This window comes from Aliivibrio sp. S10_S31 (assembly GCF_014694495.1).
Lineage (GTDB): Bacteria > Pseudomonadota > Gammaproteobacteria > Enterobacterales > Vibrionaceae > Aliivibrio > Aliivibrio fischeri.
Genome location: NZ_JAAUWR010000013.1, coordinates 51,957 through 75,527 on the forward strand (window position 1 = coordinate 51,957; position 23,571 = coordinate 75,527).

Consider the following 23,571-nt stretch of genomic DNA (forward strand, 5'->3'; position numbering starts at 1 on the left):
ATGTAATTTAGGTAAATGAGCGCTATATAAGCAAAAAAATTTAAGTGTTATAAAGAACTGATAATTTGACTAGCAATAATAAGCACACCGAAAGCAACAACAGCTATTAATGCGCTATTTCCACCGATTACTTGGTATTCCGAACCTTTTTTAGTTTTTCTTGCTGAAATAACTAAAGCTACCGGCAAGAATAGAGCAAGAATAACAAGAGCAATAGCGGCATAGCCTAAAGCCATGATAAAGCCTTGTGGGTAGAACAAAGCAAATAACAATGGTGGCGTGTAAGTTAATAAAGCGGTCACAATTGATGATTGTTGCCATTTTTTAGATGAATCACGTAAAAATTCAAATAATCCCAAACTGACACCAATGAATGAAGTTAATAGCGCAAGATCGGCAAACAAAGAAAGTGCTTGTTGAATAAATTGGTGATCTATTGTGCTTTGAATTTCAGTGATGAATTGATTTAGTCCGTTTATTTGGCCAAATTCATTTTGTGACAACAAGCCTAATGTCATTCCTTGCCAAAATAAGTAAACAATTAAAGGTAGGGAAGAACCCACTAATAGACTTATTTTGATCTTTTTAACATCTAATTCAAGGTAGTTCACGATTGCTGGAATACTGCCATGAAATCCAAACGAAGTGAAAATAACGGGTAATGCTGTGATAAATACACCTTGCTCAACAGGCAGTGCTAATAGGTATTCTCCAGTGATACTTGGCGTTAAAAAGAACAGAATAGAAACTAACATAACTAATTTTAACGTAAATAAACCACGGTTAATAATATCAACGGTTTTCGTACCAAATGTAATGATGGTAGCAACAATACAGGTAAAGATAATCGTTGACGCAAAATTTGAAAGCTCAAAAGGAAGCAGTTCATTTAATTTAGAATGAAACTGCTCACTTCCTCCGGCAATGTAAGCTGCACACAGAGCGTAAAAAAGAAACAACATAGAGAAGGTTGCTACTTTTTGTCCGTGTTTTCCTAAAAACTGACGAGCTAAACTATGAAGCGTTGCGCTCTGATCGCCATATTGATGTACTTCTAACATTAATAGACTTGTATAGCTCATGATTGCCCAAATACCAATCATTAATAAGCTTGCTGTAAAGAATCCTAGACTAGCAGAAACTAGAGGTAGGGCTAACATGCCTGCACCTATGGTTGTTCCTGCAATAATTAATGAGCTTCCAAGTACTTTTGTCTTCATATACTTCTTCTTTCTTAAATTAGAGTAAATTTGGGTGCTTATTTTCGATGGTAGAAATGTACGACTATTCTGAATTGAATACAATAAAAATGTACAATTATAAATACAATGACTGTAATTTTATATTTACACATTGAGGTTGAAAGGCATTTTTATCAAAATAGAGTAAAATTAAAAGTAAGATGGTTTTTTAAAGTCACATATGTGATAAATTAGAAGTAATTATAGAAATATCAAAGAGGAAAGGTGCATGTTGCAAGTAGCAATGATTAGCACAGGCGAAGAAGTTTTACATGGTGATATTGTTGATACCAATGCTGCTTGGATGTCGCAACTTTTTTATCAACATGGCTTCAAATTATCAAATCGCTCTACTGTCGGCGATAACATTGATGCGTTAGTAGCAGAGATACACCATCAGACTAATCAAGCATCAATCGTAATTGTTAATGGTGGCTTAGGTCCAACCTCTGATGATATTTCTAGTGAAGCTGCGGCAAAAGTATTAAATACCAATTTGGTTATGTCTCAATATTGGCTTGATCGCATGCAAGCTCGTTACCTTGAACAAGGTAAAGAAATGCCACACAGTAATATCAAGCAAGCCATGCTACCTGAAGGTGCACAACTTATTGATAATCCAGTAGGGACTGCATGTGGATTCTTTATCGAAATAAACAAATCAATTGTTATTTTTACCCCAGGCGTACCGTCAGAATTTAAAGTGATGGTAGAGCACCAGATCTTGCCTCGAATGAAGCAATGGCACCCAATGGTTGAAGCGTCTGAATGTAGTCGTTTATTTACCTTTGGTTTATCAGAATCTGGTATTCAAGATAAGTTGCAACAAGTTCGTTTACCTCATGGCTTTGAAATTGGTTACCGCTCGGCACTTCCATTTATTGAAGTGAAATTGTTTGGCCCTAAAAATCATGATGGACGCTTTCCTACTTTAGAGAAAATGTATCATTTACTTGGTGATAATGTAGTGAGTGTTGATGAATCGATGCTACCTAACGTAGGTGCACTTTTAAATGAATTTTCACTAAACTTCACGGTTGCTGAACAAGCGACAGGTGGGTGGTTAACTAATTGGTTGCAAGAGGATGAACAAATTCGTTCTCATATGAAACAAGGTTGGATTTTATCATCTCAAGTCGATCAGCAAATGGCAGGGCAAGATCCACTAGCTGCTGCGTTAGCATTAGCAGCAGCAACAAGAGAGAGAACACAGACATCAATTGGTTTATCTTCAGGGCCAATGCTTGAAGGGAAAGTCGCAGTGGCTCTTTCTACATCATATGGCGAGTGGGGACAGTTGGTAAGTCTGAAGCGAGACTATAGCTATAATGAAATGCGCTCTATTATTTCAACACTAATGTTAGATATGTTGCGCCGTTGCTTAGAACGCAAGCCTATGTTTGGTGAGTACCAATCGCTAAATAGAGAATCTGAAATCTATGTACCGCAAAGTGCACTGTAGACACATTTCAGAATAAGACATAGAACACAAATAAGCCCAATAGGATAACTCTTGTTGGGCTTTTTTATGCTTTTTTAACTAACGTTTGAAATTGTAGCCCTTCAATAACTAAGTCCGTTTTCGCTTTACACACGCAGGGAAGAATTTCATTTGGTCCGATAAAAGCAAGGGGAAAAGATTGATATTCCACTTCGCCTGATACTAGAGTACAACGACAAGTACCACAATCGCCACTTCTGCATTGAGATTCAACAACCAGCCCTTGTTGCTCCATTACTTCTAATAAAGAACGATGTGATGTGTTGTGTAGCGTTATTATCTTGTTGATGTGTATTTTAGTCATGCTTAAAGAGCTTTCAGTTTATTTCCCTTAAGAAAGAGTAACACAAGCCATGAAATATTGAAGGTGATAAATGAGAAATTAATATATGGTTTCTTTGATATGCGCTAATTCAAAATAGCAATTTCGGCCATTTTCTTTTGCCTGATATAGTGCTCTATCAGCAGTATTAACCAGAGAATTCAGACTGAGTTGGTTTTCAGGATCTTTGTTATAACCAATACCGACAGATATTGATAAATAGCACGAACAAGTTGATGCCTTATGTGGTATCAATAGCTTTTTGACTTCTATTAATAACTTATCTAATTTTTGGCGGATCTTTTCTGGCTTTATGCTCGGGATCAGGACGAAAAATTCGTCGCCACCATAGCGATATACTTGGGTCTCTAAACTATGAAAACCTTGCTTGATTAAACGACTCACTTGAATAAGAACTTCATCACCAGCAATATGGCCATAAGTATCGTTGTATTCTTTATAATGGTCGATATCGATCATTATCCCTGTGTACTCTTGATTTTGTTGTTGCTTTAATTGATTGAAATGAGCTTCAAGAGATTTTCTATTCCATACCTGTGTAAGGTGATCCGTTTGGGATAAATGCAAAAGTTGTTGGCGATTGTATTGGTTTTCAAGTGCGATGGATATGTAGCTTATGAGTTGTGAAAACAGTTCAAAATGGAAAGTTTGATACTGGTAGCTTTCTCTTGCTTGTATGGTGAACACCCCTTTTACTTCACCATTGATAGTAATAGGAGAGAACATAGCCGATTTAAATTGAACTTTACTATCACAACGATCACCTAACATTGCTACTTTTTGTTCGCTGTTCATATGATTAAAATAAAAAGCAGAATTACTTTTTATGCAGTAACTCATATAAGTGGCTTCACTTTTACAATCGGTGATGTATGGCGTTTGCGCTGGTAAATTATTATCCAAGTAATGAATCGTAATTTGATCTTGTTCAGAGTTATAAAATCCCAGAGCGAGCGTATCTGTTTGAAACAGAGAGGCAAGGTCTTGCTGTATTTGTGGCAATGCATTTTTAATATCACTACTGGTATTAATGTAATGCCCAACTTTATTTATAACGGCTAAATTATCCGATAGTGATTTCATGGTACTTAGGTTTAATTTAGCAACGTTTAAGCGATACAGCTGTTGTAAATAATCACCTTCACGCTTAAGCAACTCTCTTCTTGAATTAAGTAATGAAGAGGTAAGGGTTTGATAATGTTTCTCACGAATATTGATATCATCGATGTCTTTTATTCTTAATAGAATGATATCGTTGAAACCATCGATAAGCTTGTCACTTTCTATTTTTTTTGCCACAGCTAAGCCAAGAGCAATAAATTGATCTAGTTTTTTATATTGCAAGCAACTAGTTAAAAAGTGGCAATATTCTAAGATCATTTCAGCATAATAATAATCATGCTCGGATATTTGCATATTCTCAATAGATAAGAGGTGAAGTTTATCAGCTTGTTCGAATTCACCTGAATGGCTTGCTATCTCTGCTTTAATTTTGTAGTAAAACCCTAAATATCTTGGTTCATTTTTAATATCTTGATATAGCTTTTCAAGTAATTCATTTGCTTCGGCAAAAAGGAATTGCTTAGCTTTTATTTCTGCAATATTAAAATATGATAGGGCTGTGGCAGTCTTAGGACCATGTTGAGAAAGTAGTTCAGCAGCTTGTGTTAGGTAGATTAAGGCCTCATTAAAATTACCGATTTGACGGAAAATATCGCCAATGTTGTTTTTAATGATGCCCGTAATGTAACCATCACAAAACTGCTGCATTTTTTCGGCTTTTGCCAGAAATTTTTGAGCATAAAAGTAATTTCCGAGCATGCCATAAAGCGTGCCGATATTGTAATGACAGAAACAGATTAAAAATTCTTGTTGATTTTGTTGACTAAAATTAATCGCATCAAAAAAGACACTAATAGAGTCAATGAGTTTTCCTGAGCGAGAAAGTTGATAGGCTTGAAAAATGAGCTCAAATTCAGTTGGGATCGTTTTTTTTTGCTTTGATGCTTCGACCATTAAAAGATTAAGACGTAACTGTACCTGCTCTTTTGAAGAAGCCATAGGTAATTGTCGTACTTGTTCGAGCAGCAACTCATTCCATTGATTCTTAGCCATAATTCTTTTTTATAATTTTTATTCTAATTACAAGGGATTATCGCATGGATGCTCTTTTATATGAAGCGAAGTCTCATTTATGAGTTGTTAAAAATGAAAATTGTGCGCAAGGTTGAATTATTATCCGCAAATCTATCAATAAGATTTATTGCTGATAACAAAAAGCCGAGCATGAAAACTCGGCTTTGATATACATATGTTTGATTATAATTCGAAATCGCCTAAATCATCCGCATCAACATCATTGTCAATTTGGCCTACTAGGTAGGAACTGATTTCCGTTTCTTGTGGAGCAACTTGAACGTTATCAGAACTTAACCATGAATTAATCCATGGGATAGGGTTCTGTGTTGCGCCTTCGTAAGCACTATTTAGACCAACCGCTTTCATGCGAAGGTTCGTAATGTATTCTACGTATTGGCAAAGAATATCTTTGTTTAAACCAATCATTGAGCCATCTTTAAACAGGTAGTTTGCCCATTGTTTTTCTTGCTCAGCTGCTGCTTTAAATAGATCAAAACATTCTTGTTCGCATTCTGCTGCAATCTCAACAAACTCAGGATCATCTTGTCCAGTACGAAGTAAGTTCAACATGTGTTGAGTACTTGTTAGGTGTAATGATTCATCACGAGCGATCAGCTTGATGATTTTTGCGTTACCTTCCATCAGTTCACGTTCAGCAAAAGCAAATGAACAAGCAAAACTTACGTAGAATCGAATGGCTTCTAATGCATTAACTGACATTAAGCATAGGTATAATTTCTTTTTAAGCTCACGCTTAGAAATAGTAATTTCTTGACCGTTTAAAACGTGTGTACCTTCACCGAAGCGATGATAATCATTTGTTGCTTGAATTAGATTATCGTAATAGTGAGCAATGTCTTTTGCACGTTTTAGGATCTCTTCATTTTCAACAATATCGTCAAAAATAACAGAAGGGTTATTAACGATATTACGAATAATATGAGTATAAGAACGTGAGTGAATTGTTTCAGAGAACGACCAAGTTTCAATCCACGTCTCTAGTTCAGGAATAGAAACAAGAGGAAGTAAAGCAACATTTGGACTACGACCTTGAATTGAATCAAGCAACGTTTGGTACTTTAAGTTACTGATGAAGATGTGTTGTTCGTGTTCTGGTAAGTTGTTGTAATCAATACGGTCACCAGAAACATCAACTTCTTCCGGACGCCAGAAAAATGAAAGCTGTTTTTCGATAAGTTTTTCAAAAATTTGAAATTTTTGTTGGTCATAACGAGCAACGTTTACCGAGTTGCCTAAAAACATAGGTTCTTTCAATTGATCATTTTTTTCTTGTCGGAAAGTACTGTACGCCATGGAAACCTCAATGTTATCAAAGCCAAAGAAATAGAAAAGGGCTCTTTATTTAAAAATTATGCCGATAGATACCTATACGAACTTAGGTACATATTGGATTAACCATTAAAGATGTTGAAACTAAAGATAATAAGCCCGCTAATGAAAGCGGGCTAAATATTAATGTGAAAACTTAGATCTTACAACCGCCGCCTGCACAATCGTCATCTTGTCCTAGGTCGTCTTGTGAGTCGCTAGCACCATCACGAGTGTTATGGTAGTAAAGTGTTTTAAGACCAAGCTTATAAGCAGTTAGAAGGTCTTTTAATAACAGCTTCATTGGCACTTTGCCATTTGGTTGAATGTTTGGATCATAATTAGTATTCGCTGAAATTGCTTGGTCAACGAATTTTTGCATGATGCCTACAAGTTGTAGATAACCATCATTTGAACCAATATTCCAAAGTAGTTCATAGTTGTTTTTCAGATTCGCAAAATCAGGAACCACTTGCTTCAAAATACCATCTTTTGATGCTTTAACTGATACAAAACCACGTGGTGGTTCAATACCGTTAGTTGCATTTGAGATCTGAGAAGACGTCTCAGACGGCATCAATGCAGATAGTGTAGAGTTACGTAGACCGTGTGTCTTGATCTCTTCACGCAATGTTTCCCAATCTAAATGTAATTCTTCATTACAGATAGCATCGATATCTTTCTTGTAAGAATCGATAGGTAGAATACCTTGAGCATAGGTTGTTTCATTGAAAGCAGGACATGCGCCTTGCTCTTTTGCTAGACCAACAGATGCTTTTAATAGGTAGTATTGAATCGCTTCAAATGTTTTGTGCGTTAAACCATTTGCACTACCATCAGAGTATTTCACACCATTTTTTGCAAGGTAGTAAGCGTAGTTAATAACACCCACACCTAATGTACGGCGGTTCATTGTTGATTTGTATGCCGCTGGAAGAGGGTAGTCTTGATAATCTAAAAGCGCATCAAGAGCACGAACAGCAAGTTCAGCAAGCTCTTCAAGTTCTTCTAGTTTTTCAATTGCACCTAAGTTAAATGCAGAAAGCGTACATAATGCAATTTCACCTTCTTCGTCATTAACGTGAGTTAGTGGCTTAGTTGGAAGTGCAATTTCTAAACATAGGTTAGATTGGCGTACAGGTGCAACACTTGGGTCAAATGGACTGTGTGTATTACAGTGGTCAACGTTTTGAATGTAAATACGGCCAGTTGATGCACGTTCTTGCATTAGCAGTGAGAACAGCTCAATTGCTTTTACTGTTTCACGTTTAATCGACGTGTCTTGCTCGTATTTTTCATATAGGCGTTCAAACTCAGCTTGATCAGCAAAGAACGCATCATATAGCCCTGGAACATCTGAAGGTGAGAATAAGCTAATGTTTCCGCCTTTGATTAAGCGTGTGTACATCAGTTTATTGATTTGTACACCGTAATCCATATGACGAACACGGTTTTCTTCAACACCACGGTTGTTTTTAAGAACAAGCAGAGATTCTACTTCACGGTGCCAAATAGGGTAGAACAGCGTTGCTGCGCCACCACGAACACCACCTTGTGAACAACATTTAACAGCTGTCTGGAAGTATTTGTAGAATGGGATACAACCTGTGTGGAATGCTTCACCATCACGGATTTCAGAACCAAGAGCACGAATACGACCTGCGTTGATACCGATACCAGCACGTTGAGATACATAACGAACAATAGAACCCGCTGTTGCGTTAATTGAATCTAAGCTATCGTCACACTCAATTAATACACATGAACTAAATTGACGAGTAGGAGTACGTACACCAGACATAATAGGCGTAGGTAGTGAGATCTTAAACTGTGACGTAGCATCATAGAAACGCTTGATGTAATCAAGACGGGACTCTTTTGGATATTTAGCAAATAAACACGCGGCAACTAAGATATAAAGGAATTGTGCACTTTCATAAATCGCGCCCGTTACGCGGTTTTGAACAAAGTACTTACCTTCAAGTTGCTTAACAGCGGCGTAAGAGAAATCCATGTCACGATTGTGATCGATCATTTGATCCATCAAATCAAATTCTTCTTGAGTATAGTCTTCAACAATATGCTTATCGTATTTACCAAGCTCGATAAGGTTCAGAACGTGGTTAAACAGCGTTGGTGGCTCAAATTGACCATACGCTTTTTTACGAAGGTGGAAAACAGACAATCGAGCAGCCAAATATTGATAATCTGGAGTGTCTTCAGAAATTAGATCCGCAGCCGCTTTAATGATGGTTTCATGAATATCAGAAGTCTTCATGCCATCGTAAAATTGGATGTGAGATTTCATTTCGACTTGTGACACAGAAACATTATCTAGACCTTCTGCAGCCCATGTGATCACTTTATGGATCTTATCTAGATTAATTTTTTCTGTGCTGCCATTTCGCTTAGTAACGGTAAGCTGTTGAGTCATTTGTCTACTTTTCCTTTAAATAAAGAACGAAGATGTAATTTTTGTAATTTTCGTTGTTAATTTGTGATCAAGCTCATAGTGGTGCGCTTTGAAATAAACACAAGATATAGGGCTTAATGATTAATTGACTACAAGATAGTGATTATTTTGCCTCTGATCAAGTTTCAAAATCATTGTCCCCTGTGGATAACCTATGAATTAAAAAAAACAGTAAGTATCTACTAACCTAATCACTTTAGTGATATCAAGGTGTGGGAAATGACGTTTTTTATTATGGTTGATAAGTAAGCAGTTAAAAAAATATTTTTCTTGATTTTTGTCGTTTATGAGGATCTTTGCATTTTAGAAAAAAATGATGATTTCTCATTCAATTTGGCATGATAAATGAAATGTGGAATTTAGGTATAGCAGTATATTAATTAAGGTTATAAATGGCTCTTTAATGAGACGCTTGTATAATAAAAAGCCATTTAGTTTAAGAAAGAAGCAGAAGGTTATAATGTAGTGTGAACAATATAATTAACATCTACATTCTTACCAAGAGAGTAGGTATCGGTAAGAGGGTTATAATGCAAACCGGTAATACCGCGCTCTTGTAATGCGGTTTGATCTAACATTTTTAAGAGTTCAGAAGGGCGAATGAACTTATTATGATCGTGTGTACCTTTTGGTACTAACTTTAATAGTTGCTCTGCACCAACAATAGCAAATAAATAAGACTTGATATTGCGGTTTAGGGTTGAGAAGAATACGTGCCCACCAGGTTTTACCATTTTCGCACAAGAACGGATCACTGAAAGCGGATCTGGTACGTGCTCAAGCATTTCCATGCAGGTAACCACATCATACGTTTCAGGATTCTCTTCAGCATGTTGCTCAGCTGTTGATTGAACGTACTCGAGTTTTGTTCCTGTTTCTAAAGCGTGTAAGCGTGCAACAGTTAAAGGTTCTTTTCCCATGTCTAAGCCAACAACATCGGCACCTTGCTTTGCCATGCTTTCAGCTAAAATCCCGCCACCACAGCCCACATCAAGTACTTTTTTACCAAAGAGGCCATTTGCGTTTTCAAGCACGTAATTCAAACGAAGAGGGTTGATTTGATGTAGAGGTTTAAATTCACCTTCTAAATCCCACCAACGTGAAGCCATATCTTCAAATTTTTTGATTTCTGCCGGGTCGACATTTAACTGCTGAGTCATAGTTAATATTCCTTTTTTATATCCCTCTATTATATACAGAAAAAAAAGAGAAAGTGAGCATTTAAAACGGCGATTTTTTCAGCACATTTTCTGAGGTTTATCAAGAATATGATGCTCAGGTGTGTGACTTGCACCCGATTTCGCAGGATTCTTAAGCTTAAGAGGCATTTTACAAATTAAAACGGTGCGAAATCCCACTTAACTGTGCTATATTTTGCAATCTTGCACGTTTATCAGTATTAATTATCTTGGTGCATAGAAATAGTATTATTTGTTAAGGCAATTGATATTGATACGACAGAACTAATTGAGGGATATTGGCTCTATGAGCGATCTTGCTAAAGAGATCACGCCCGTAAATATTGAAGATGAGCTTCGAGGTTCTTACCTAGACTATGCGATGTCAGTAATCGTTGGTCGTGCTCTTCCCGATGTGCGTGATGGCCTAAAACCAGTACACCGCCGCGTTTTATTCGCAATGGATGTACTAGGTAATGATTGGAATAAACCATATAAAAAATCTGCCCGTGTTGTTGGCGATGTAATCGGTAAATATCACCCTCATGGTGATAGTGCTGTTTATGACACCATCGTACGTATGGCGCAACCGTTCTCACTACGCTATATGCTAGTTGATGGCCAAGGTAACTTTGGTTCTATCGATGGTGACTCAGCGGCGGCGATGCGTTATACCGAAGTTCGTATGGCGAAAATCGCTCACGAACTGTTGGCTGACCTAGATAAAGAAACTGTAGATTATGTTCCTAACTATGATGGTACAGAACAGATCCCTGCAGTATTACCAACAAAGATCCCGAACCTACTTGTAAATGGTTCATCGGGTATCGCGGTTGGTATGGCAACAAACATCCCACCACACAACTTAACAGAAGTGGTAAATGGTTGTTTGGCTTTCATCGAAAATGAAGAAATCACGATCGATGAGCTAATGAACTATATCCCAGGCCCTGACTTCCCGACAGCTGCATTGATCAGTGGTCGTAAAGGCATCGTTGATGCTTATAAGACAGGTCGTGGTAAAGTTTACATGCGTTCTAAAGCAAATATCGAAGCTGACAAAAATGGTAAAGAAACCATTATTGTTACTGAGATCCCTTATCAAGTTAACAAAGCTCGCTTGATCGAAAAGATTGCTGAGCTAGTTAAAGATAAGAAAGTAGAAGGCATTTCAGCACTACGTGACGAATCTGATAAAGATGGTATGCGTATTGTTATTGAATGTAAGCGTGATGCAGTAGGTGAGGTTGTTCTTAATAACCTTTACTCTCTGACTCAACTTCAAACTACATTCGGTATCAACATGGTTGCACTAGATAATGGTCAACCAAAACTATTCAACCTGAAAGAAATGTTGAAGTGTTTCGTTGATCACCGTCGTGAAGTAGTAACTCGCCGTACTATTTTTGAATTACGCAAAGCGCGTGATCGTGCTCATATCCTTGAAGGTTTAGCACTAGCATTAGCGAACATCGATGAAATCATCGAATTGATCCGTAATGCACCAACACCAGCAGAAGCAAAAGAAGGTCTAATCTCACGTGGTTGGGATTTAGGTAACGTTGCTTCAATGCTAGAGCGTGCTGGTACTGATGCTGCTCGTCCTGATTGGTTAGAGCCAGAGTTTGGTATTCGTGAAGGTAAATACTTCTTAACAGAACAACAAGCTCAAGCAATTCTAGAACTTCGTCTACACCGTTTAACTGGTTTAGAGCACGAGAAGATTTTAGATGAATACAAAGCACTATTAGATGAAATTGCAGAGCTAATGCATATTCTTGCAAGCACTGAACGTCTAATGGAAGTGATCCGTGACGAATTAGTGATGGTTCGCGACATGTACGGTGATGAGCGTCGCACTGAAATTGGTGCAGCGATCCATGACATCGACATGGAAGACCTAATTACACAAGAAGATGTTGTCGTAACACTTTCTCGTGAAGGTTATGTTAAGTACCAAATTCTAAGCGATTACGAAGCACAACGTCGTGGTGGTAAAGGTAAGAGTGCAACTAAGATGAAAGATGAAGACTTCATCGAGCGTCTACTTGTTGCGAATACTCATGATAATATCCTTTGTTTCTCTACACGTGGTAAAGCGTATAGCTTGAAAGTGTTCCAATTACCTCAAGCAAGTCGTACTGCTCGTGGTAAGCCAATCGTAAACATTCTTCCTCTAGAAGAAGGTGAGCGTATTACAGCGATTCTACCAGTATCTGAATACTCTGAAGATAAGTTTATCTTTATGGCAACAGGTGATGGTACTGTTAAGAAAACATCACTAGATCAATTTGCAAAAGTTCGTGCAAACGGCTTAATCGCAGTAAATCTACGTGAAGATGATTCACTAATCGGTGTTGATATCACTGATGGTTCAAGTGAAATCATGCTGTTCTCTAAAGCAGGTAAAGTGGTTCGTTTCAACGAAGAACAAGTTCGTGGTATGGGCCGTACAGCTTCTGGTGTTCGTGGTATGAAACTGTCTGGTGAAGATCAGGTTGTTTCGTTAATCGTTCCTTCTAATGAAGGCGATATCTTAACAGTGACTCAAAATGGTTACGGTAAACGTACTGTTCTTTCTGAGTACCCTGCGAAGAGCCGTGCAACGCAAGGTGTTGTATCTATCAAAGTTTCTGAACGTAACGGCAGTGTTGTCGGTGCAGTTCAAGCTGAAGATGGCGATGAATTCATGATGATCACTGACGCAGGTACGCTAGTACGTACTCGTGTATCAGAAGTTAGCCAAGTGGGTCGTAATACTCAAGGTGTAACATTGATCCGTACTTCTGAAAATGAAAATGTAGTTGCACTGCAACGCATTGATGAAGTTGAAGAAGCTGAAATCATTGAAGGCGAAGAGGGTGAAGTAACAGAGGCAACAGTAACAACTGAAGCAACTGAGACTCCTCAAGCTGATACCGATGCTGAGAGCACTGAAGAATAATTTATTCTGATGTTTCCAAATAAAAAGCCCGCTTAGAAATAAGCGGGCTTTTTTTATTATTAAAAAACGTCGAAAATACCTTGTTCTGAATATAAGTTTGAGGCAATAACAAACGTTTTTTTGCCACAAGAAATACAAACAGGTGGACCAAACCACGCAGCATAGCATTCGCCACATGAATAATGAGCATTAATTAAACGTAAATGAGTTTTATCAGGAATTACGTTTAAAGCCGCTTGCTGTAACTTAATTTGTCTTTCATCTTTTATTATTGTTTTCATTCTAGCCAACTTTACGGTGTTAATGAGATACATAAATTTCATTAATGAGATACCTATAAAGGAGTATGATATGATATGGCTCGTAAAACAATAATGCAGATTGTGATCTAGATTATCTTTTTGAAAATAAAAAAGAGTGCGGAAGCACTCTTTTATAAGTCATTATTTATTTTATAAATTTTAGTTATTATAAGCGGTTTTTAGAGCAACAAATCGCTCGACTAAGTCATCGATAGAAGCTTGATCGTAAGCCTTTAAACCCGTCGCTATCATTCGCTTAGTACCATGACCCACTTCTTCACCGTTTTCAGTAAATTTAAAGTTTAACTTAACAATGCCACGCTTTCCTTCGATATCCATGGTTGCGCCAGTAAACTCAACACTTGGTGCAGTAAGATCAAGTCGAGTAAACTCAATATCCATACTTTCATAAATTACTAATGGGCGCTGACAATTAATCATTAATTGTTTTTCTTCCATTAATGGAACCATGATATGAGGGAAGTTCATTCCTGAAAATTGAACATATTGTTTTACAACATGTTCAATGAATTCTGGATTAAGATTTTTTTCACCGCTACGACTTACGTGAAGGTATACTTTATCATTATCGTCTGAAAGCGAGTATTCACCTTGCTCTGTGTGGTTAATATGTAATGCTGTACCGTTAGATACCATACCTGCAAAATCGAAGTGCATTTTATTACTGATGCCAGTTTTGGATAATAAAACTGCAAATAATAAATCACCTGGAACACAGAAACGCTTAGAATCCACATCATGAATTGGGTTAAAATCACCAGCCACTTTTTTTGCAAAATCGCTTGCTTGTTGGCGTGTGAATTCAAATGAGTTATCTGTTTCTGAAAAATATTGATTTAACTGCATAATAAATTTGGTAAAAACCTAGCTAATGAAATAACTCGGCTAGTATAACCAATCTCTTCTCATCTAATGGTCTATCCAGTGCGAATAAACGTAAAAACAATCAGTTAAACGTTTCAAAATGTAGAAAAATTGACATTTACTTCACGATTATCTCGATATAATCACAAGTGAAGTACTCACATCAACCAGTGTATTTATTGTATCTAAGGTTGAATATTAAGGTTAAAGAATGAAATCGTTAATAATGGTAGGGCTAGTTTTTTCATTAATGGCACCAAGTTACCGTGCGCAAGCAGAAGAAAAGCAATCTGGAGATCTCGCTGCAGACATTGGTGCGGTTGGGATTCCTGTTATTGCAGGCTCGATAGCTTTATATAAAGAAGATTACGATGGTTTTTGGATGTTTGCTAAAGGTGCTACTTATACTTTAGCTGCAACACAAGCGTTAAAATATACGGTAAAAGAGGAGCGACCGAATGGAGAGGACAATTTAAGTTTTCCATCTGGGCATTCATCGTCTGCATTCCAAGGTGCTTCATACTTACAGTTCCGTTATGGTTGGGAATATGGGGTTCCTGCTTATATAGGGGCGAGTTTAGTTGGATATTCACGTGTAGAGAATGAACACCATTATTGGCGTGATGTAATTGCCGGTGCAGTATTGGCGACAACCATTCAATATTTGGTTACTGATAAGTATCTTGATTCAAATAGCGTCATGATTGCACCTGTGATCAGTGATGAACAAGTTGGAATCGCAGCATCTTTCTCATTTTAATTGGCAAATGGTGTACAAGCGAGTAAAATCAGCTCCCTTTTAATAATGCTAGGTGTACCACAATGTTTATTGGATTTGACTACGGAACCGCTAACTGTTCAGTTGCGACCATTCAAAATAACCAAACAAAATTACTAAAACTAGAAGGGGATAATACTTTTATTCCTTCTGCGTTATGTGCACCTACTCGTGAAGCGGTTTCTGAATATTTATTTCGTATTTGGGGCGTTCAGCCAAGTACAGATATAAATGAACGTTTGCTTCACACTGCAATTTCATACAATCGTGAAGAAGATATTGATGTTGATGCTGAGTCGATGACATTTGGCCAAGCTGCATTAAATATGTACATCGAAGATCCTGAAGAAGTGTATTACGTAAAATCACCAAAATCATTCTTAGGGGTATCTGGTTTACGTGATGTACAAGTGAGTTTATTCGAAGATCTTGTTACTGCTATGATGAAAAACATCAAAAACAATGCAGAGCAAGAACTACAGCAAGATATTACGTCGACAGTAATTGGCCGCCCAATTAACTTCCAAGGCGCAGCAAGTGACGAAGCTAATGCACAAGCAATCTCAATTTTGTCACGTGCAGCAATGCGTGTGGGTTTTAAAAATATTGAGTTTCAATTTGAGCCAGTAGCGGCAGGTTTAGACTTTGAACAAACATTAACAGAAGACAAAACGGTTCTGATTGTCGATATCGGTGGTGGTACGACGGACTGTTCAATGATTCAAATGGGGCCGTCTTGGCGTGAACACCATGATAGAACGAAAGGGATCTTATCTCACAGTGGTTCTCGTATTGGTGGTAACGACTTAGACATTTACCTAGCACACCGTCAGTTTATGCCTTTACTTGGTTCACAGAGTCGAACTCATAAAGGCTTAGAATTACCAATGACGCAGTTTTGGAACCCAATTGCCATCAATAACATTGTTGCTCAACTGGACTTCTTTGGTTTTGGTAATCGTAAACATTTAATACAGATGCTTAATGATACTCAAGAGCCAGAAAAAGTTGCACGTTTAATTAAACTTTATGATGAAAAATTAAGTTACAAACTGCTACGTGATGCAGAGCAAACGAAAATAGCGTTGTCAGAATACGCTGAGCAAGCGGTAGATTTAAGTTACCTTGATGAAGGTTTAACTTTGAATATTTCTCAACAATGTCTAGCAGAAGCAATTGCGAAGCCACAAGAGAACATTAATAAGTTGATTAAAGAAGCGATCGTTCAAGCAGGCACGACACCAGATATCATTTATGTAACTGGCGGTTCTGCTCGTTCTCCAATTCTACGTTCAGCATTACAACAGCAATTACCAAACATTGAGATTGTTGGTGGCAATTATTTTGGTTCGGTTACAGCTGGATTAGCACATTGGGCAAACTACTGCTTTGGATAATGAACTCCATTTTATTAATTGTTAATTTTCGAGCTGCATTGTCGCAGCTCGAATTGTATTAGGAAAACACAATGAAAACAGCACCAACAGAAATGACGTTTTTTGAGCGTTTTGAATCAGATATTTTATCGGGTAAGAAAGTGATCACAATTCGTGATGAATCAGAAAAGGATTATGTGGTTGGAACCGAAGTTGAAGTCAGCACTTATGAAGACAATCGTCGTTTTTGCCGATTAGCTATCGATAACGTTGAACCAATCAATTTTGATGATCTTAATCAGTACCATGCTGAACAAGAGAATATGACATTAGAAGAACTTAAAAATATTATCGAAGAAATTTACCCGAATAAAGGTCAACTTTACGTTATCTCTTATCATTTAGTTTAAAGGGAATAGAGGTCAATAATGGAATTATTATCTATCGACTTTTTAGGTCAGCCACTTCGTTTAGAAGGCTCAATGGCAGGTTGGCAGCGATTATTTTGGAGTAATACTCTCGTTGCTCAACACGCTGCATCAGCTGATCATAATGATCACTATCATCATGAGTTTCAGTTAACTCAAGGTGAAAAAATCATCACTTGTCAGTTAGAGGCCAAAGTGACTTGGCAACCATTCCTTATTGAATATCGCGCAATGATTGATGGTGAGTTAGTAGCAGAAGGCAGTCGTAACGAAAAAGACATTGAAAAACAGGTTCCGCATACACCTATTAAAGCCGAGCGTAAATTCAGTTTAATAGGGTTAGTTTCATTAGGAATGAAGGCATTAAAAAGTGCCAAACTAATTAAGGTTGTTTTAGCTTCTGCAAGTCTTGCTGCATACTCGTGGTTATTCTCTATTGAATTCGCTTTATCTTTGATCGCTTGTTTAATGTTTCATGAGTATGGACATATAAAAGCGATGAAATATTTTGGAATGAAAACCAAAGGTATTTACCTTATACCATTTTTAGGCGGCTTAGCTCTGAGTGATGAGAAGATAAATACGCGATGGCAAGATGTGGTTATCTCGATTATGGGGCCATTTTTTGGCTTAATCCTTTCGCTTATTCTTATGGTGGTATATTGGATAACAGGGGAGATGTTCTTTGCTGGTCTTGCTGTATTTAATGCATTCTTAAATTTATTTAATTTATTACCAATACTCCTATTAGATGGTGGGCACGTTTTAAAAAGTATTAGCTTTTCAATGAACAGTAAGCTTGGTATTTTTTTATGCGCGCTTGCTGCTATTGGTGGTGTCATATTAAGTTACCAATTAGGTCTAGCACTATTTGGTTTTTTACTTATTATGGGGAGCTTAGAGATTGTATTTGAGTGGCGAGGTCGTCATCAAAGTCATTTATTACCACTGGATCGATACGGACAAATTATTTCATCGGTTTGGTATATAGGGTTAGTGAGTTCTTTAATTGGTATTATTTGGTATTTTGCAAGTAGCGGTGATGCTTTGTTGCGATTACCGATGCAAATACTAGGGACCTAATCCTATCGGCGTTATTCTAGAACTAAGGTCATTAGCTCATAATAGCTAAAAGGAATTTACGGATGTTTAAAAAATTAAAAGCGTCTCTTGGTATTGGAGCCGCAAAAGTGGATACCATTTTGGAAAATGCAGAGCTTTTTCAAGGTGATAAACTTATCGGTGCGGTTCATATTCAAGGTGGTGATATTGAACAGCAAATTGATGCTATTCATATTAAACTGAATACAGAAATTAAAATTGAAAATGATAATGGTGTGAGTTATCAAACATTCACTTTATTTCATACTCAAGCGGTTAATCCATTTGTTATCCAAGCTGGTGAGCAGAAAAAATTACCATTTACGATTAAGTTACCTGATGAAACCCCAATTACTGCATTGAATGTTCGCAATAACCACTGCGATGTATGGGTTGAGACGGTATTAGATATTGATTATGCATTGGACCCAACGGATCGAGATCTATTGATTGTAAAACCATTACCAGTCGCTGGATCGATTATTCAGCAAGTTGAGCAAGCAGGCTTTAGTATGGTAAAAGCCGATGTTGAAAAGGGCTTTTTAAACGGAGGCCACTTCAAATCTCACTCTGGTTGTTACCAAGAAATTGAATTTAGAAGTAGTGGTTTTATTAATAAGAAAGAAATTGAATTGTCATTTATCTTAGATGGCAGTGTTCTTCATTGTTTAGCTGAGGTCGATCGTTCACTTGGGTTTAATCGTGGTGATCAATACATTTCATTTTCTTTAGGCTTAAATGCGTCTAGTGCTGAAATAAATAATGCCGTGCAACGAATTTTACGCGTATAAAGATTGACGAAGTACGGTGTAGTAAATAAAAAGATTACATGCATTAATAAAGCTCTCTACATTTAGAGAGCTTTATTTGTTTTATGCTTCTATAGCATTATAAAACGTTATTTTTGGTTCTTCTTCTAAAAGACCATCAAGGTTAGCAATCAAATCAGTAAAATGTGTTTCTTTACAATGTGAATCAAAAGCATTTTGGTCAGCAAACTGTTCTTGAAATAAAAATTTATGGTTATCTGATTGGTCTTGAAATAAACAATAGCGAATACAGCCTTTTTCATTACGAGTGGGCGCTAATATTGCTTTTAGTAATTGATGTAATGCTTCTTCTTTTCCAGCTTTAGCGCAGAACTGTGCAGTCAAGTGAATCATTTTGTTTCTCCAATTTATTTATTATAAATAACGACCAGCTCGTTGAATAAATTCAATCTTGTAGCCGTCAGGATCAATAACGAAAAAGAACGTCGCTAATAACACGCCTTCATGATCAAATGATTTAATGTCTGAAGTGTTAATACCATATGTATTTAGGCGCTTATGTGCCGTGTGAATACAATCCACACTTACTGCGATATGCCCATACCCGTTGCCGTGAACATAGGGTTCATCTTGATTGTGGTTATGAGTTAATTCGATCTCGAATCCTGTTTCAGAATTAGCAAGGTAAGTCAGTGAAAAATCATCAAAGTGATATTGATTCACGATATCTAGTTCTAGTGCATCACGGTAGAATTTGATGGAGGCAGGTAAGTCATGCACTCTCACCATGCTATGTATTAGTTTTGTCATGGGTTCTCCTTGTGAACGAGAACATCATAATGAGAGTTTGAAGTAGGGTGGTAGTACGTGAGTACGACAAATGATAAATCTATTAAAATTAATGTGTCATTAAAGAGTTAAGAGTGTTTCTTGGGGTTTACGTGAATAAATTAAACAAGCACAGCGAAGTAACGAAGCAAAATTAGTGACCTCTCCGTTATGTTCTAATGCTTCATTGTATATTGTAGAAATAAAACGAGGGACGCTTAAACCTTGGTACTCAGCGATTTCTTCAAGCGTTTCCCAAAAGCTGGCTTCTAGTTTTACACTGGTAGCATGACCATCAATTCGAATAGAACGAGTGATGAATTGGTAGTTTTCAGTTGGCTGATGAGCAAATATTTCACACATAAATATCATAGGTCTGTTGAGTGATTGCATTATTCTGTATGGAAATGAAGCGAGAATCAAATAACTGGGAAATATCATTTTTGTGATCTTGATTCTTTTTTTGCATTAATGAGTTAAGAAACGTACAATAGCGCTCTTGTGAGTATTCCCGACCTTTGTGTGGTTGATTGATTCTCACAACTACTCTATATACAACGTATTTTTCGTTTATTAATTTTTAGCATGTGTTGCTTCGTGTGCAACACCACTGTAAAGGATAAAACATGCCTGTAATTACTCTTCCAGACGGTTCTCAACGTCAATTCGATAACGCTGTTTCAACTATGGATGTCGCTGCTGACATCGGCCCAGGTCTTGCGAAAGCTTGTATCGCTGGTCGTGTTGATGGTGTTCGTGTTGATGCGTGCGATTTAATTGAAAATGACGCTCAACTTGAAATCATCACAGCAAAAGATGAAGACGGTTTAGAAATCATTCGTCACTCTTGTGCGCACCTTTTAGGTCACGCAGTTAAGCAGCTTTTCCCTGAAGCTAAGATGGCGATTGGTCCAACAATCGATAACGGTTTCTACTACGATATCGATATGGAGCACTCTTTAACGCAAGAAGATCTTGATAAGATTGAAAAGCGTATGAAGGATCTTGCTAAGACCAAGTACCAAGTAATTAAGAAGAACGTAAGCTGGCAAGAAGCGCGTGATACTTTTGAAGCACGCGGTGAAACTTACAAGATTGAAATCCTTGACGAAAACGTATCTAAAGACGATCGTCCAGGTTTATATCACCACGAAGAATACATTGATATGTGTCGTGGTCCTCACGTTCCTAACATGAGCTTCTGTCAGAACTTTAAGATTCTGAACGTTGCTGGTGCATATTGGCGTGGTAACAGTGACAACAAAATGCTGCAACGTGTCTACGGCACTGCATTCCAAGATAAGAAGTTGCTTAAAGCACACCTTATCCGCCTAGAAGAAGCAGCAAAGCGTGATCACCGTAAAATTGGTAAGCAGCTTGATCTGTTCCATATGCAGCAAGAAGCTCCAGGTATGGTATTCTGGCACCACAACGGTTGGACTATCTTCCGTGAACTAGAAGTATTTGTTCGTGAAAAACTAACTCAGTACGATTACCAAGAAGTAAAAGGCCCATTAATGATGGACCGCGTACTTTGGGAACGTTCTGGTCACTGGGACAAATACGCTGAAGCGATGTTCACAACAAGTTCTGAGAACCGTGAATACGCAATTAAACCAATGAACTGTCCAGGTCACGTTCAAATCTTTAACCAAGGTCTGAAATCATACCGTGATTTACCATTACGTATGGCTGAGTTTGGCTCATGTCACCGTAACGAACCATCTGGTGCTCTACACGGTATTATGCGTGTTCGTGGCTTCACTCAAGATGATGCACACGTATTCTGTACAGAAGCACAAGTTCAACAAGAAGTTAAATCTTGTATTGAAATGGTTTATGATACATATCAGACATTTGGTTTTGATAATATCGTAGTTAAGCTGTCTACACGTCCAGAACAACGCGTTGGTTCTGATGAAATGTGGGACCGTGCTGAGTCAGATTTAAAACTTGCTCTAGAGTCAATGGAGATTCCATACGAGATTCAAGAGGGTGAGGGTGCGTTCTACGGACCGAAAATTGAATTTACTTTGCATGATTGTCTGGACCGTGCGTGGCAATGTGGTACAGTACAGCTTGATTTTGCATTACCAGAGCGTTTAGGTGCAACTTACGTTGGTGAAGATAACGAACGTCACACACCAGTGATGATTCACCGCGCGATTTTAGGTTCACTAGAGCGTTTCATTGGTATCTTAATCGAAGACTATGCAGGCTTTTTCCCAACGTGGTTAGCTCCTGAACAAGCAATTGTTATGGGAATTACGGACAAACAAGCTGATTACGTACAAGAAATTGCAAAAAAACTGCAAAAAAATGGATTTAGAGTGAAAGCGGACTTGAGAAATGAGAAGATTGGCTTTAAAATCCGTGAACATACTTTGAAGCGTGTACCGTATATGCTTGTTTGTGGCGACCAGGAGATGGAAGCTGGAGAAATTGCAGTACGTACTCGTAAAGGTAAAGATTTGGGTAAATTCAAAATTGATGATTTTGTTGCATTCCTGCAGCAAGAAGTTAGTGCCCGAACGCTCAATACTGTGGAGGAATAAGGTATTAAAGGCGGAAAAAGAGCCCAACAGCCGGCTAAACAAAATGCTCATCGTCTAAACGGTGAAATTCGTGGCGTTAAAGAAGTGCGCCTAACAGGCCTAGATGGTGAATCAGTAGGTGTCGTTTCTCTAAACGAAGCTCTGGATGCAGCACTTGAAGCTGGTGTTGACTTAGTTGAAATCAGCCCAAATGCCGAGCCACCAGTTTGTCGTGTGATGGACTATGGCAAATTCCTCTTCGAAAAGGCGAAGGCTGCTAAAGAACAGAAGAAAAAGCAAAAACAGGTTCAGATCAAGGAAATTAAATTCCGACCTGGAACTGATATTGGAGACTATCAGGTAAAACTACGCAACCTGACTGGTTTCCTTGAAGACGGCAACAAAGTGAAGGTAACAATTCGCTTCCGTGGCCGCGAAATGGCTCACCAAAACATCGGTGTTGACGTTCTTAATCGTTTGAAAGCGGATACTGAAGAATTTGCAGTAGTCGAATCTTTCCCAACGAGAATTGAAGGTCGCCAGATGATTATGGTGTTGGCCCCTAAGAAGAAGTAATTTAGTGCATTCAAGTAATACAGCAGGGTAGCTGTTCGCAGTTACCCTGTTTTATTCGCCTAATTACTGTATGTTTAATCACGCAACAATGCGGAGTTATATTCATCATGCCTAAGATGAAATCAAACAAAGGTGCTTCTAAGCGTTTTAAGAAAACTGCTGGCGGTATCAAATTTAAGCACGCTACAAAACGTCACATCCTGACTAAACGTACTACTAAGAACAAGCGTCAGCTTCGTCCTAACTCTCTACTTCCAAAATGTGAAGTAGCAGCAGTTGCTCGTATGCTTCCATACGCATAATTTTTAGTATTTATTTATAATTTTAGTTTAGGAGAGACATAATGCCTCGCGTAAAACGTGGTGTACAAGCTCGTGCACGTCATAAGAAAGTTCTGAAACAAGCTAAAGGTTACTACGGTGCACGTTCACGTGTTTATCGTGTAGCTTTCCAGGCGGTAACTAAAGCAGGTCAATATGCTTACCGTGACCGTCGTAACAAAAAGCGTGTTTTCCGTCAACTTTGGATCGCTCGTATCAATGCTGCAGCTCGTCAAAACGAGATGTCTTACAGCCGTTTCATCAACGGTCTTAAGAAAGCATCTATTGAAATCGATCGTAAGATCCTAGCTGACATCGCTGTATTCGACAAAGTAGCATTCGCTGCTCTAGTTGAAAAAGCGAAAGCTGCTCTTTAATTAGAACAGTTTCAAAGGCTTTAAGACTAAATAAGGAGAGCACTAGCTCTCCTTTTTTTATGCTTCCAATTTATTCATATTCCAAGCATCAACCTCCTAATTCCCTTTCTATCTGTCAGTTTCTGTAAAGCTTATACAACTAACGTAA

Annotated in this window: 22 protein-coding genes; 11 read left to right on the forward strand and 11 right to left on the reverse strand. The window is 37.8% G+C overall.

What is annotated here, in order from left to right; all coding sequences use genetic code 11:
- Nucleotides 1–47 precede the first annotated feature (47 nt).
- Nucleotides 48–1,220: an aromatic amino acid transport family protein gene (locus HC728_RS12450; RefSeq protein WP_017018113.1), complete on the reverse strand. Its 1,173-nt coding sequence runs from the start codon at nucleotides 1,218–1,220 to the stop codon at nucleotides 48–50.
- A 250-nt stretch (nucleotides 1,221–1,470) separates the two neighbouring features.
- Between HC728_RS12450 and HC728_RS12455 the strand changes: the two genes are divergently transcribed.
- Nucleotides 1,471–2,703, forward strand: a complete 1,233-nt coding sequence (locus HC728_RS12455) for a CinA family nicotinamide mononucleotide deamidase-related protein (RefSeq protein WP_005419048.1) — start codon at nucleotides 1,471–1,473, stop codon at nucleotides 2,701–2,703.
- A 64-nt stretch (nucleotides 2,704–2,767) separates the two neighbouring features.
- Here HC728_RS12455 and yfaE read toward each other — a convergent pair whose 3' ends face one another.
- The 5 genes from yfaE to ubiG form a co-directional block, all read right to left on the reverse strand.
- Nucleotides 2,768–3,046: a class I ribonucleotide reductase maintenance protein YfaE gene (gene yfaE / locus HC728_RS12460; protein ID WP_011261818.1), complete on the reverse strand. Its 279-nt coding sequence runs from the start codon at nucleotides 3,044–3,046 to the stop codon at nucleotides 2,768–2,770.
- Between the two features lie 78 nt (nucleotides 3,047–3,124).
- Complete coding sequence (locus HC728_RS12465; protein ID WP_065623008.1) at nucleotides 3,125–5,200, reverse strand: GGDEF domain-containing protein; 2,076 nt, start codon at nucleotides 5,198–5,200, stop codon at nucleotides 3,125–3,127.
- Between the two features lie 204 nt (nucleotides 5,201–5,404).
- On the reverse strand, nucleotides 5,405–6,538 hold the full coding sequence (nrdB, locus tag HC728_RS12470; RefSeq protein ID WP_005419053.1) for a class Ia ribonucleoside-diphosphate reductase subunit beta: 1,134 nt from the start codon (nucleotides 6,536–6,538) through the stop codon (nucleotides 5,405–5,407).
- 172 nt (nucleotides 6,539–6,710) lie between these two features.
- Nucleotides 6,711–8,987: a class 1a ribonucleoside-diphosphate reductase subunit alpha gene (gene nrdA / locus HC728_RS12475; RefSeq protein ID WP_012533193.1), complete on the reverse strand. Its 2,277-nt coding sequence runs from the start codon at nucleotides 8,985–8,987 to the stop codon at nucleotides 6,711–6,713.
- Nucleotides 8,988–9,481: 494 nt separating this feature from the next.
- Entirely contained in the window at nucleotides 9,482–10,186 is a 705-nt protein-coding gene (gene ubiG / locus HC728_RS12480; protein ID WP_012533605.1) for a bifunctional 2-polyprenyl-6-hydroxyphenol methylase/3-demethylubiquinol 3-O-methyltransferase UbiG, read from the reverse strand.
- 325 nt (nucleotides 10,187–10,511) lie between these two features.
- Here ubiG and gyrA point away from each other — a divergent pair, with 325 nt between their 5' ends.
- On the forward strand, nucleotides 10,512–13,148 hold the full coding sequence (gyrA, locus tag HC728_RS12485) for a DNA topoisomerase (ATP-hydrolyzing) subunit A (RefSeq protein ID WP_005419056.1): 2,637 nt from the start codon (nucleotides 10,512–10,514) through the stop codon (nucleotides 13,146–13,148).
- 59 nt (nucleotides 13,149–13,207) lie between these two features.
- On the opposite strand, the gene HC728_RS12490 is transcribed toward gyrA, so the two are convergent.
- Both HC728_RS12490 and HC728_RS12495 read right to left on the reverse strand, forming a co-directional pair.
- Complete coding sequence (locus HC728_RS12490) at nucleotides 13,208–13,429, reverse strand: hypothetical protein (protein ID WP_005419057.1); 222 nt, start codon at nucleotides 13,427–13,429, stop codon at nucleotides 13,208–13,210.
- 180 nt (nucleotides 13,430–13,609) lie between these two features.
- Nucleotides 13,610–14,317 carry a DUF3581 domain-containing protein gene (locus HC728_RS12495; protein WP_005419058.1) on the reverse strand — a complete coding sequence of 236 codons (708 nt, stop codon included), beginning with the start codon at nucleotides 14,315–14,317 and terminating at the stop codon, nucleotides 13,610–13,612.
- Between the two features lie 229 nt (nucleotides 14,318–14,546).
- Between HC728_RS12495 and HC728_RS12500 the strand changes: the two genes are divergently transcribed.
- The 5 genes from HC728_RS12500 (at nucleotide 14,547) to HC728_RS12520 (ending at nucleotide 18,809) form a co-directional block, all read left to right on the forward strand.
- Nucleotides 14,547–15,095 (forward strand): phosphatase PAP2 family protein, encoded by a 549-nt coding sequence (locus HC728_RS12500; protein ID WP_065597271.1) that lies wholly within the window; start codon nucleotides 14,547–14,549, stop codon nucleotides 15,093–15,095.
- Nucleotides 15,096–15,157: 62 nt separating this feature from the next.
- Nucleotides 15,158–16,510: a molecular chaperone gene (gene yegD / locus HC728_RS12505; protein WP_065604946.1), complete on the forward strand. Its 1,353-nt coding sequence runs from the start codon at nucleotides 15,158–15,160 to the stop codon at nucleotides 16,508–16,510.
- A gap of 71 nt (nucleotides 16,511–16,581) precedes the next feature.
- Nucleotides 16,582–16,899: a N(4)-acetylcytidine aminohydrolase gene (gene yqfB / locus HC728_RS12510; protein ID WP_012533341.1), complete on the forward strand. Its 318-nt coding sequence runs from the start codon at nucleotides 16,582–16,584 to the stop codon at nucleotides 16,897–16,899.
- 18 nt (nucleotides 16,900–16,917) lie between these two features.
- Nucleotides 16,918–18,000, forward strand: a complete 1,083-nt coding sequence (locus HC728_RS12515; RefSeq protein ID WP_190395553.1) for a site-2 protease family protein — start codon at nucleotides 16,918–16,920, stop codon at nucleotides 17,998–18,000.
- A gap of 62 nt (nucleotides 18,001–18,062) precedes the next feature.
- Complete coding sequence (locus HC728_RS12520; protein ID WP_012534223.1) at nucleotides 18,063–18,809, forward strand: sporulation protein; 747 nt, start codon at nucleotides 18,063–18,065, stop codon at nucleotides 18,807–18,809.
- Between the two features lie 81 nt (nucleotides 18,810–18,890).
- Here the strand turns inward: HC728_RS12520 and HC728_RS12525 are convergent, their stop codons facing one another.
- From HC728_RS12525 to HC728_RS12535, 3 genes are all read right to left on the reverse strand, one after another.
- A complete protein-coding gene (locus HC728_RS12525; RefSeq protein ID WP_065597269.1) occupies nucleotides 18,891–19,181 on the reverse strand; it encodes a putative quinol monooxygenase in 291 nt (96 codons plus the stop codon).
- A 21-nt stretch (nucleotides 19,182–19,202) separates the two neighbouring features.
- Nucleotides 19,203–19,598, reverse strand: a complete 396-nt coding sequence (locus HC728_RS12530; protein ID WP_190395554.1) for a glyoxalase superfamily protein — start codon at nucleotides 19,596–19,598, stop codon at nucleotides 19,203–19,205.
- Nucleotides 19,599–19,697: 99 nt separating this feature from the next.
- Nucleotides 19,698–19,979 carry a ribbon-helix-helix domain-containing protein gene (locus HC728_RS12535; RefSeq protein WP_190395555.1) on the reverse strand — a complete coding sequence of 94 codons (282 nt, stop codon included), beginning with the start codon at nucleotides 19,977–19,979 and terminating at the stop codon, nucleotides 19,698–19,700.
- Between the two features lie 263 nt (nucleotides 19,980–20,242).
- Between HC728_RS12535 and thrS the strand changes: the two genes are divergently transcribed.
- From thrS to rplT, 4 genes are all read left to right on the forward strand, one after another.
- Nucleotides 20,243–22,171 carry a threonine--tRNA ligase gene (gene thrS, locus HC728_RS12540; protein WP_011261833.1) on the forward strand — a complete coding sequence of 643 codons (1,929 nt, stop codon included), beginning with the start codon at nucleotides 20,243–20,245 and terminating at the stop codon, nucleotides 22,169–22,171.
- 3 nt (nucleotides 22,172–22,174) lie between these two features.
- Complete coding sequence (gene infC, locus HC728_RS12545; protein ID WP_065594655.1) at nucleotides 22,175–22,726, forward strand: translation initiation factor IF-3; 552 nt, start codon at nucleotides 22,175–22,177, stop codon at nucleotides 22,724–22,726.
- A gap of 107 nt (nucleotides 22,727–22,833) precedes the next feature.
- Nucleotides 22,834–23,028 carry a 50S ribosomal protein L35 gene (gene rpmI / locus HC728_RS12550; protein ID WP_005419080.1) on the forward strand — a complete coding sequence of 65 codons (195 nt, stop codon included), beginning with the start codon at nucleotides 22,834–22,836 and terminating at the stop codon, nucleotides 23,026–23,028.
- A 41-nt stretch (nucleotides 23,029–23,069) separates the two neighbouring features.
- On the forward strand, nucleotides 23,070–23,423 hold the full coding sequence (rplT, locus tag HC728_RS12555; RefSeq protein ID WP_005419081.1) for a 50S ribosomal protein L20: 354 nt from the start codon (nucleotides 23,070–23,072) through the stop codon (nucleotides 23,421–23,423).
- The last annotated feature ends 148 nt before the right edge of the window (nucleotides 23,424–23,571 follow it).

What these genes read in the sequence shown, in the direction of transcription:
- thrS (WP_011261833.1), top strand. Translation starts at nt 20,243, where the DNA reads ATGCCTGTAATTACTCTTCCAGACGGTTCTCAACGTCAATTCGATAAC.
- HC728_RS12495 (WP_005419058.1), bottom strand. Translation starts at nt 14,317, where the DNA reads ATGCAGTTAAATCAATATTTTTCAGAAACAGATAACTCATTTGAATTC.
- HC728_RS12455 (WP_005419048.1), top strand. Translation starts at nt 1,471, where the DNA reads ATGTTGCAAGTAGCAATGATTAGCACAGGCGAAGAAGTTTTACATGGT.
- yqfB (WP_012533341.1), top strand. Translation starts at nt 16,582, where the DNA reads ATGAAAACAGCACCAACAGAAATGACGTTTTTTGAGCGTTTTGAATCA.
- HC728_RS12530 (WP_190395554.1), bottom strand. Translation starts at nt 19,598, where the DNA reads ATGACAAAACTAATACATAGCATGGTGAGAGTGCATGACTTACCTGCC.
- rpmI (WP_005419080.1), top strand. Translation starts at nt 22,834, where the DNA reads ATGCCTAAGATGAAATCAAACAAAGGTGCTTCTAAGCGTTTTAAGAAA.
- ubiG (WP_012533605.1), bottom strand. Translation starts at nt 10,186, where the DNA reads ATGACTCAGCAGTTAAATGTCGACCCGGCAGAAATCAAAAAATTTGAA.
- yfaE (WP_011261818.1), bottom strand. Translation starts at nt 3,046, where the DNA reads ATGACTAAAATACACATCAACAAGATAATAACGCTACACAACACATCA.
- rplT (WP_005419081.1), top strand. Translation starts at nt 23,070, where the DNA reads ATGCCTCGCGTAAAACGTGGTGTACAAGCTCGTGCACGTCATAAGAAA.
- gyrA (WP_005419056.1), top strand. Translation starts at nt 10,512, where the DNA reads ATGAGCGATCTTGCTAAAGAGATCACGCCCGTAAATATTGAAGATGAG.
- HC728_RS12465 (WP_065623008.1), bottom strand. Translation starts at nt 5,200, where the DNA reads ATGGCTAAGAATCAATGGAATGAGTTGCTGCTCGAACAAGTACGACAA.
- nrdB (WP_005419053.1), bottom strand. Translation starts at nt 6,538, where the DNA reads ATGGCGTACAGTACTTTCCGACAAGAAAAAAATGATCAATTGAAAGAA.
- nrdA (WP_012533193.1), bottom strand. Translation starts at nt 8,987, where the DNA reads ATGACTCAACAGCTTACCGTTACTAAGCGAAATGGCAGCACAGAAAAA.
- HC728_RS12525 (WP_065597269.1), bottom strand. Translation starts at nt 19,181, where the DNA reads ATGATTCACTTGACTGCACAGTTCTGCGCTAAAGCTGGAAAAGAAGAA.
- HC728_RS12490 (WP_005419057.1), bottom strand. Translation starts at nt 13,429, where the DNA reads ATGAAAACAATAATAAAAGATGAAAGACAAATTAAGTTACAGCAAGCG.
- HC728_RS12450 (WP_017018113.1), bottom strand. Translation starts at nt 1,220, where the DNA reads ATGAAGACAAAAGTACTTGGAAGCTCATTAATTATTGCAGGAACAACC.
- HC728_RS12515 (WP_190395553.1), top strand. Translation starts at nt 16,918, where the DNA reads ATGGAATTATTATCTATCGACTTTTTAGGTCAGCCACTTCGTTTAGAA.
- HC728_RS12535 (WP_190395555.1), bottom strand. Translation starts at nt 19,979, where the DNA reads ATGTGTGAAATATTTGCTCATCAGCCAACTGAAAACTACCAATTCATC.
- yegD (WP_065604946.1), top strand. Translation starts at nt 15,158, where the DNA reads ATGTTTATTGGATTTGACTACGGAACCGCTAACTGTTCAGTTGCGACC.
- HC728_RS12520 (WP_012534223.1), top strand. Translation starts at nt 18,063, where the DNA reads ATGTTTAAAAAATTAAAAGCGTCTCTTGGTATTGGAGCCGCAAAAGTG.
- HC728_RS12500 (WP_065597271.1), top strand. Translation starts at nt 14,547, where the DNA reads ATGAAATCGTTAATAATGGTAGGGCTAGTTTTTTCATTAATGGCACCA.